Origin of the sequence: Paenibacillus hemerocallicola (genome assembly GCF_006265175.1) — a bacterium.
Taxonomy (GTDB): Bacteria; Bacillota; Bacilli; order Paenibacillales; family NBRC-103111; genus Paenibacillus_AB; species Paenibacillus_AB hemerocallicola.
The window spans coordinates 1-8,958 of sequence record NZ_VDCQ01000128.1 but is presented as its reverse complement, the minus strand read 5'-3'; the positions used below and the strand labels follow the sequence as shown (position 1 = coordinate 8,958).

Here is an 8,958-nt window from a genome sequence, read left to right as displayed (position 1 = left end):
TTTTTGTATGACAAATCTCTCTTTTTGACTTTTTCAACAACATGAAAAAATACAGGTAATCCAGAAAAAAGTTCAAATTTGACCGATATAACTGGAAAATATGCAGCTAAATCGTCCTCAAGCCGATAAAAGGCCGAGAATGAGCGAAAATAGCTGGAGGTTTTCCAGCTAGCAGGCAAACTCCGGCCGTTTTGGCCCCAATTGCTGCATGTTATACAGTTAGCTCTCCCATACCGCCGAGGCGGCGCCAACAGATGATGAAGAGTGGCTGATGTCAGCCCATATATTTCAGAATAGTTCTGTTTTCACTTGTCCGAAGGCGGTCGTATAGTTGCTCCCGCTTAATACTTTCTTAAGGATTGTCTTTAGCTTCTCTTATGCTTTTGTTTCTATACTGGAGCTATCGCATAAGGGAGGCTAAGACGAATATGAGCGAATATGTACTGCAAACGAACGGGCTGACCAAGAAATTTAAAGCCAGCTACGCGTTGGACAAAGTGAATATGTCGATCCGCAAAGGCTCCATATACGGCTTTATCGGACAAAACGGAGCTGGCAAATCGACGCTGATCCGCGTCGCCGCCGGGCTCGCTTTTCCCACCGAGGGGACGATCGAGCTGTTCGGTGCGGCGGAGGAGCGGGAGCTTGTCCGGGCCCGCAAGCGGATCGGCTCGATTATCGAGAGCCCGGCGCTGTTCCCCAATATGACCGCCCGCGAAAATCTGGAGGCGAACCGGATCCTCCGCGGCATTCCCGGCAAAGACTGCGTGGCCAAGACGCTGGAGCTGGTCGGACTGCAGGGGACGGGCAGGAAGAAGGCGAAAAACTTCTCGCTCGGCATGAAGCAGAGGCTGGGGCTCGCGATCGCGCTGCTGGGCGATCCGGAATTTCTTATTTTGGACGAGCCGACCAACGGGCTCGATCCGATGGGCGTCGTCGAAATGCGCGAGCTGCTCAAGCGGCTCAATCAGGAGCGCGGCATTACGATTTTGATTTCCAGCCATATTTTGAGCGAGCTGTATTTGCTGGCAAGCCATTACGGCATCATTCATCATGGCCGGCTGCTGGAGCAGGTGACGGCGGAGGAATTGAAGGCCAAGTGCCAGCAATACGTCCATATAAAAGTAGACAATCCGGACAAAGCCGCCGCCGTCATCCAGAACGAGCTGGGCACCTCCGATTTCGAGGTTATGCCGGACGGTGCGATCCGGCTGTTCAAGCATATGGACCGTCCCGGCAAAATATCGTCGGTGCTCGCGGCGGAAGGGCTCGAAATCGAACAGTTCATGCCGATGGGCGAAGACCTGGAGAGCTACTTCGCGAAGCGGATCGGAGGGGCCGACCATGAATAATTTGATCAAGGCCGAGCTGTTCAAGCTGCGAAAGGACCGAGTATTCCGGACGCTGCTGCTGATCCTTGCCGCTTCCGCGGTCGCGTTTCCGTTCATGTTCTACTTCGACAATCTGTCCGACGGTGATTCGCAGACCCCCGCGATCGAATATTTATCCGAAGCGCTCACGGGCAATGGCTTCATTATCAAGTTCGGGGTGTCGATATTGGCGGGCTTCTTCATCGCCAACGAGTATTCGACGGGAGTAATGAAGACGATCGCGTCGTCGGGCAGCAGTCGGGGCAGACTGTTCCTCGCCAAGCTGACCGGGTTCTCGGTCGGAGGGATGCTGCTTTCTCTAGTATTTCCGGTCATCCTCATGCTGACCGCCTCGCTGCTATCCGGTTTCGGCCAGCTGCCGGAGGAGGCCTCCGCCTACTATATCGTGCGGGTAGCGGGACTGACTTTGCTGTATGCGGCAAGTTTCTCGGCAGTCGCGGCGCTGTTTGCCACGATGCTGACCGAAAGCGGCAAATCGATCGGCTTCTCGATCATTTTCTTCATGATGATCGATTGGATTCTGAACGTAATTGGCTCGTATATCCCTTTCTTTAAGACCTTGTACGATTATTCGATCTTCAAGCTGTTGGGCGGCATCGGGAAATGGCGTCTCGAAAGCGGCGACATGACGGCCATTTGGCTCGTTCCGCTGTTGACGATTGCCTTATCCGGCTTGCTCGGCTATCTCGTCTATCGCAGAAAAGAAATCAAATAACGCTGGGAGGCGGGGGAGACGATGCTGATCCTCGCGATCGCGGCGGTCGCGGCTGCGGCTCTCCTGCTGGCCAGACTGCTGCTCGTAAAGCGCGAGCTGGGGCGAATGACGGAGCAGCTGCGGCGCTACAACGACCGGGCGACCGGCAAGAAAATCGACCTGGCCATGTTCGACCGCCAAGTCGAGGCGCTGGCGGCGCAAATCAATCGCCAATCCGATCTCGTAGTCGAGGCGGAGGCTCGCAGAAGGCGAACGGAGAACGAGCTGAGGCAGGCGGTCGCCAACATTTCCCACGATATCCGCACCCCTCTGACCTCCATTTTCGGTTATATCCAACTGCTGGAATCGGATCGGCTCGCTCCGGAGGAGAGAGCGGAATACGTCGCGATCGTCAAAAACCGGACGAAGAGGCTGCAGGCGCTGCTGAACGATTTCTTCGAGCTGTCGGTAATCGAATCGTCCGACTATCGGCTCAAGACGGAGCGTCTTAAAATGACCGGGCTGCTATCCGACATTTTGGTCGGCTTCTATGACCGCTTCAACGAACGCGGACTTGTGCCGACCATTCATTTGCCGGAAGAAGAAATTGCCGTATTTGCCGACGAGTCGGCCGTGAGACGGGTAGTCGAGAATTTGCTCGTCAACACGGTCAAGCATGCGGTCGGGCAGGTGGTGATCCGCTTCGACCGGCAACGGACGTCTGCGGTGCTGACGATTGTTAACGACGCGAAGCAACTGACCGCTGCCGATGTCAGCTTGCTGTTCGACCGGTTCTATACAGCCGACCGGACCCGATCCGCTTCAGGATCGGGACTTGGCCTTTCCATCGCGAAGAGCTTGATGGAGAAGATGGGCGGTTCCCTCGAAGCGGAGCTAGTAGGCGTGCGGTTGACGATGAGATGCACGTGGAAGCTCCAAGCCGTTCAACCATTCTAAACGATCCGGGGAGGGCTTTATTTGAAAATGCCGGCAGTGGAAGCGGCCAAGCGGTTTGTCTCGAATCATTTTCCCGATTGCGGCATTGCGATTTTGACTGGAAGTACCGTTCGCGGAGAGGAAACGCCGTTTTCCGATTTGGATATTATGATCATTTCCGGGGACGTTCCCGCCGCCTATGCGGAAGCCCATTGCGAAGACGGCTGGATGATCGAAGTGCTGCTGCACAACAGGGACACGTACAAAGTGTTTTTCCAAAGAGACTGCTCGCGCGGTCGTCCTTCCTTGCCCCACATGGTTGCCACGGGCATCGTGCTGATCGACGATGGAACCGCGGACGGCATCCGGCTTGAAGCCCGGCAGCTTCTCGACGCCGGTCCTCCGGCCTGGAACGAGCAAGACGTTCGGCGCGCACGATTCACGATTACGAACCACCTGCTGGACTTGCAGGGCAGTCTGCCGCCGATGGATGCGATATTCGCGGGTCATGAATTGGCGAATGCCTTGCACGAGCTGGTGCTGCGAACGAACGGGCACTGGGCTTCGAGAGGGAAGCGCATCCCTCGCGCTTTGGAGGAGTACGACCCCGGTTTCTCGCAAAGGTTCGCCGAGACATTCCGATTGTTTTACGGCGCGCCGCACGATGCTTCCCCCGTCATCCGGTTTGCCGATGAAGTATTGGACCGTTACGGAGGGAGACTGTTTGAGGGATATTCGACCAAACCGGTTGTCTAGCCGACAGAAGGCGGTAGATTTTAGTATGGGCAACCACGCGTCGTCGTGTAATCATTATGTCAGTCCGTGTTAACGCTGGTCCGAATCGATGAATACGGAACGAATAATGAACATACCGGTTACGACACCGACAATAACCCTCCCCGCGCCGTATTCCATGGGTTGGAAAATATAGGTAAGTACCGGAGTATAAAGCATATCGTGCAAAGATAGAGTAGGCATGTAGTTAAGTACTATGAGCGGCACCGTAAAGCCTAGCAGGAATTTGTTAATGCTTATTTCCCAACGGGTAATGCTGAACGATTCGATGACGGCGCCGCTTAGGATAATAAGCGTCGTATAGCTCAGAGTGTAGCCATTCGTATACAAAGATGGATTAGCCGACATCGCATCACTGATTCGAGTTAGTATATTTACAATAACGATGATGATAATGGCTAAAAGCAACGATTTAACAGCTTTATTCATTAGCGCAAACCCTCCTCAATAAGAGTATTCCGCATAAGAAGGTATGTGGATGCTCTTATTTTATTCACTTAAACCAATGAGCTTATTATAAGTTAAATAAGTTAAATAATCCCATAAATATTTAGCCCTTTAAACGAAAATTTTCCGAAGGGACGATGTCGGTTACCTTCTTGATCTTGTGGAAAGTTTTATTATGCTTCTTGGGAATCGGAACAGCTATGATTGCGGACTATGTTGTTTGGGATGGCCGGGAAGAAGAGTGATATAGAATAAATCTATGTAAACCATACAATATCCGGATTTCATTTATGGGAGGCGAAGGATTACAATGATGGAAAGAGAGATTTCGTCAAGCGGATAGGGGAGATTGGAATGGCTGGAAGTACGTTTGGAGAGATTCTGAGGATGACTACGTTCGGGGAGTCGCATGGCGAGGCGGTCGGGGTCATTTTGGACGGCGTTACTCCCGGGGTGGACATCGAAGAGAAGGATATCCAGGTTCAGATGGATCGGCGCAAACCGGGGCAGTCGTCCGTAACTTCGCCCAGAAAAGAATATGACATCGTACGCATTTTGTCGGGCGTATTCGAGGGGAAAACGACGGGAACGCCGATGTGCGTTATTTTATACAATAAAGACATGCGGCCTGAAGCGTATGACGATATAAAACGTTCGTTCCGTCCGGGACATGCGGATTTTACGTACTTGAAGAAATACGGCATCCGGGACTATCGGGGCAGCGGAAGAGCCTCCGGCCGGGAAACGGCGGGTCGGGTAGCGGCCGGCGCGATCGCGCGCAAGCTGCTGGAACGGAGGGGCGTCCAAGTCGTAGGCTACACGACGGAAATCGGCGGGATCCGCTGCGGGCGTTTTGTCGAGACCGAAATTGAACGGAATGAAGTACGGGCATGCGATCCCGAGGCGGCCGTTGCGATGATCGAGAAGATCAAGCAGTTGGCTTCCGTCGGCGATAGCTGCGGGGGCATTGTGGAATGTACGATTCGCGGTGCCATTCCCGGTCTCGGCGAGCCCGTCTTCGACAAGCTGGATGCGGAGCTGGCCAAAGCGATGCTGTCCATCGGGGCGGTCAAAGGGATCGAGTTCGGCGCCGGATTCTCGGCATCGGCCATGCGGGGCAGCGAGCACAACGATCCTATGAGCGCGTCCGGTTTTGCCAGCAACCATTCCGGCGGGATTGTCGGAGGCATCAGCACGGGGCAGGATATCGTGTTCCGGGTGGCGGTCAAGCCGACTTCCTCGATCTCCGTCCCTCAGAACACGATCGGTATCGACGGCGAGGAACGCGTTATCGTGACCCAAGGCAGACATGATCCGTGTATTTGCCCGAGAATCGTTCCGGTCGTGGAGGCGATGGCTTGCCTGGTGCTGGAAGATCATTATAAGCGTCATGCGGCCTTGCACGGGTAGTGCCCGAGTGGAGTGGTCTCCTTAATAGTATGATCCGCGAGGGGTGGCCGGGAAAGACGGCTGCCCTTTTTGTCGTTGAACATTCGCTATAACGTAGAGGAAGTATGAGTTCCGCTATTCGGTGAGTGGGCGGTTATGGCAGGCACAAACGGAACAATCAGTTCCGCTATTTGACGAAAAACCTTCGTTGATCGCCTCCGTCGACCTTATAGCGGAAAAAATCGTTCCTCTAAGCCGTATTTACACCGGTATTTAGGATCATAGCGGAACTAGTTGTTCCGTTTGGAGGAGGAACCATCGCCCTAAAGCTTATTTCGTTCCCAGCCCCCATACAAAAAATGGTATAATGCGGATAAGAATCAGCGATAACGGAGGTTGGACTAACCGATGAGAAGAAGCCGTCGCAGGAGCTGTGGGACCTCCATGGCATCGAGCTAGTCCGGCATTGTCTCCCGACGCGTTATCTTTGGACGGTTAGGAGTGCTGTGTACGATGGGAAAGAAGAGCAAATCCGAGGAACGAATGGAAAGCTTGCGGCACCATATTTTGATATGCCAAGGCTCCAGCTGCTCCGAGCATGATTCCGGCGAAGTGCTCGAAGCGATGCGCAAATCGGTCAAAAAAGAAGGACTCGACGAGCACGTGCGCATTACCGAGACGGGCTGCATGCTGCGATGCTCCCAGTCTCCGACTGTTGTCGTGTACCCGGAGGGCGTCTGGTACCAGAATATGACCCGCGAAGCGGCGAAGCGGCTGGTGAAGGAGCATCTGATCCAAGGAAACATCTTGGCGGCGAAAGCCCAATACCGGTATGCGGAGGGCAAGTTCCATTCCTGCAAGCTCCCGAAGGCGAAGAAACCGGAGTAAGGCGCGCGTCTATTCGCCTTCGTGTAAAAATATTTTTATTTTGCCGCGATTGGTGACACGCTTGTTGTCACCAATTTGTTGTTATGCTTTAGGAGGTTGACGGAAAACAGTCGGCCTCCGGCGTGTATGCTCATTCTGCGCATTCCTATTAACGGGGGACGAGGCTTTGAAGAGGACGGACAGGCTGATGGCGATTCTGATCGCGCTGCAGCAAAGGCCGGAAACGGCGCAATCGCTCGCGGACAAATTCGAAGTATCCAGAAGAACCGTTCTCCGGGATATGCAGTCGCTGTCCGAGATGGGCGTCCCGTTGTATGCCATGGCAGGGCCCAAGGGCGGCTTCCGGCTGATGGAAGGGTTTCAGCTGCCCCCCTTGCAGCTGGATTCCCAAGAAGCTTTGACCGTCCTATTCGCTCTCCGGGCTATGACGAAGCTGGCGGACACCCCGTTCAATCAGGCGAGATGGACGGTGACGGACAAGCTGAAGGCCATTTTGCCCAAGCAGACTTTGACGCAAATCGAGCCCGTGCTGGAGCATATGGAGGTCGAAATCCCCTACCGCACCGTAAAGGCGCCGCATCTATCCGCTTTGCTTGCGTATACCGCAGAATCGAAATGGCTGCATGTTCTGTACCGTTCCGAACGCCATCACCGATGGTTGAAGCTTCTGCCGCAGCGGTTATACAGCGCGCACGGCTTCTGGTATTGCGAAGCGTATTCCGTTGTTCATGAGGAAGCGAGAACGTTTCGCGTGGATCGCTTTGAGGAAATCGAGGTGCTTGCCGAGGAAGAAGGAGAACTAAGCGGGAGGCAGGCTGCCCAACAAAAGCATGCGGATAAACAGCACGTTGGCGATCAGAGCCCGCCAATCCGAATCGTCGCCAAGCTGACTTATCGGGGCGCGCTGTTGGCGGAGCAGGATGTCCATATTGGCGAACGGGTCAAGCAGTCGGGGGACGATCAATGGGAGCTCGACTTTATGTGCCCCGGATCGGAGCGGGATTGGGCTATCCGTTTCTTCTATATGCTCGGACCGGACGCCGAAGTTCTCTCGCCGGAGCCGCTCAGGGACGAAGTGTATCGGTTGGCCAGTCAAGTAGCGGGACGATACCGCAGCGAGAGCTGATTACGATTATGTCGAAAAGGAGATAACGCTATGGATACAGCCGGAATCATGGAACGGGCAAAGCGGTTCATTTACGGCAACGCCCGATTGCTGGACAGGAAGCGGTACGAGTATCACTTTGAAGAGGGGTCCGCGGAGGCGGTCATCGGGGCGCTTCGAGCCTACCAAAATCCCGACGGCGGATTCGGCAACGCGCTGGAGCCGGATATCCGCTGCCCGCACAGCCAGCCCGTGCCGACCGAGATGGCGCTTGCGATCATGGAGGAGATAGGCCGGTTCGACGAACGACTTCTGGAAGGGATCGCCGTCTATTTACGGAAAGCGACATTGCCGGAAGGCGGAGTCCCGACCGCTACGCGCAGCGTCAACGAGTACCCGCATGCGCCATGGTGGACGACGGAGCAAGACGATCGGCCATCGATGAATCCTACGGGGACTTTGATCGGCTTGCTCTACAAGCAGCAGACTCGTGCGGATATCGTGCGGGAGGATTGGTTTTTGCGGAATGTCCGGTACATTTGGAGCTGTATGGAGTCGGAGCGGCCGTCCGGGTACCACGATGGCATTCACTGGATTTCGTTCCTGCAGCATACACCCGATCGCGAAAGGGCGAAGGTTTATTGGCCCAAAGTCGACGAATGGCTCCGCGCGCCCGAAACGATCGAGCGGAACCCTGACGCCACAGGGTACGTCCATAAAGTGCTCGATTGGGCACCGGCAAGCGCAAGCTATGCGCGTCCCTTTATAGCCGACGAGGAGGTGCAGGCCCATCTGCAAGCACTGGTCGCCCAGCAGCAGGACGACGGAGGCTGGCCGATCAGCTGGCCGCCGGTCAGTCCGGCCGGAGAGCAGGAGTGGCGCGGCTTGCTTACCGTTGAAAGGCTTAAGACGTTAAAGTCTTACGGCGTAATTTAATTGTTGCGGCGTTGACGTTCAACGAACGAAGAGGGTCTGTCGGTCATATGACGATAGACCCTTTTCAAGTTCCCCGTTTCCGCTTCAGGCCCTGTCCTCTTGACGGTATTTCTTCAATTTGAGCACCAAGAGAATCCCAATGCAATGGAAGAAGGGAATTGCCTTGTGAGCGAGCTTTGGCTTCCAAGTTTCAACCTTGCCGTAGGCCTATATATGCCCCCCAGAAGTGAAGCTAGCATTTTGGGGGAGCCCCCTTAAATCCAAGAAACTCTAAACAACCTGTCTGAAGCTGCAAGCAATCCCTTCTGGAATGGAATGAACGTTAAAATTTGAGGTTGTTGAAAAAGTCTGCAAAGAGAGGAAGCGCCGGAGACAAG

General features: G+C 54.5%; 9 protein-coding genes. 8 read left to right on the top strand and 1 reads right to left on the bottom strand.

The genetic code is table 11. The features are described 5' to 3' along the window. Positions 1-428 precede the first annotated feature (428 nt). From FE784_RS40055 to FE784_RS40040, 4 genes are read left to right on the top strand one after another with little or no spacing between them, the layout of a single operon-like run. Positions 429-1,352, top strand: coding sequence for an ABC transporter ATP-binding protein (locus FE784_RS40055; protein ID WP_139607895.1), 924 nt, complete (start codon positions 429-431; stop codon positions 1,350-1,352). Beyond that, positions 1,345-2,106 carry an ABC transporter permease gene (locus FE784_RS40050; protein ID WP_139607894.1) on the top strand — a complete coding sequence of 254 codons (762 nt, stop codon included), beginning with the start codon at positions 1,345-1,347 and terminating at the stop codon, positions 2,104-2,106. The genes FE784_RS40055 and FE784_RS40050 overlap by 8 nt, the downstream gene beginning before the upstream one ends. A gap of 21 nt (positions 2,107-2,127) precedes the next feature. Continuing rightward, the gene (locus FE784_RS40045) at positions 2,128-3,042 is read left to right on the top strand and encodes a sensor histidine kinase (RefSeq protein ID WP_139607893.1); all 915 of its coding nucleotides are present in this window, start codon (positions 2,128-2,130) and stop codon (positions 3,040-3,042) included. A gap of 27 nt (positions 3,043-3,069) precedes the next feature. Next, positions 3,070-3,777 (top strand): nucleotidyltransferase domain-containing protein, encoded by a 708-nt coding sequence (locus FE784_RS40040; protein ID WP_281287218.1) that lies wholly within the window; start codon positions 3,070-3,072, stop codon positions 3,775-3,777. A 69-nt stretch (positions 3,778-3,846) separates the two neighbouring features. Here the strand turns inward: FE784_RS40040 and FE784_RS40035 are convergent, their stop codons facing one another. After that, positions 3,847-4,245, bottom strand: coding sequence for a hypothetical protein (locus tag FE784_RS40035; RefSeq protein ID WP_139607891.1), 399 nt, complete (start codon positions 4,243-4,245; stop codon positions 3,847-3,849). Positions 4,246-4,617: 372 nt separating this feature from the next. Here FE784_RS40035 and aroC point away from each other — a divergent pair, with 372 nt between their 5' ends. The 4 genes from aroC to FE784_RS40015 all read left to right on the top strand — a co-directional run bounded on the left by aroC (position 4,618) and on the right by FE784_RS40015 (position 8,581). Next, complete coding sequence (aroC, locus tag FE784_RS40030) at positions 4,618-5,673, top strand: chorismate synthase (protein WP_139607890.1); 1,056 nt, start codon at positions 4,618-4,620, stop codon at positions 5,671-5,673. Between the two features lie 492 nt (positions 5,674-6,165). Continuing rightward, positions 6,166-6,540, top strand: coding sequence for a (2Fe-2S) ferredoxin domain-containing protein (locus FE784_RS40025; protein WP_139607889.1), 375 nt, complete (start codon positions 6,166-6,168; stop codon positions 6,538-6,540). 166 nt (positions 6,541-6,706) lie between these two features. Then, a complete protein-coding gene (locus FE784_RS40020) occupies positions 6,707-7,666 on the top strand; it encodes a helix-turn-helix transcriptional regulator (RefSeq protein ID WP_139607888.1) in 960 nt (319 codons plus the stop codon). Positions 7,667-7,696: 30 nt separating this feature from the next. Beyond that, positions 7,697-8,581 carry a hypothetical protein gene (locus FE784_RS40015; protein WP_139607887.1) on the top strand — a complete coding sequence of 295 codons (885 nt, stop codon included), beginning with the start codon at positions 7,697-7,699 and terminating at the stop codon, positions 8,579-8,581. The last annotated feature ends 377 nt before the right edge of the window (positions 8,582-8,958 follow it).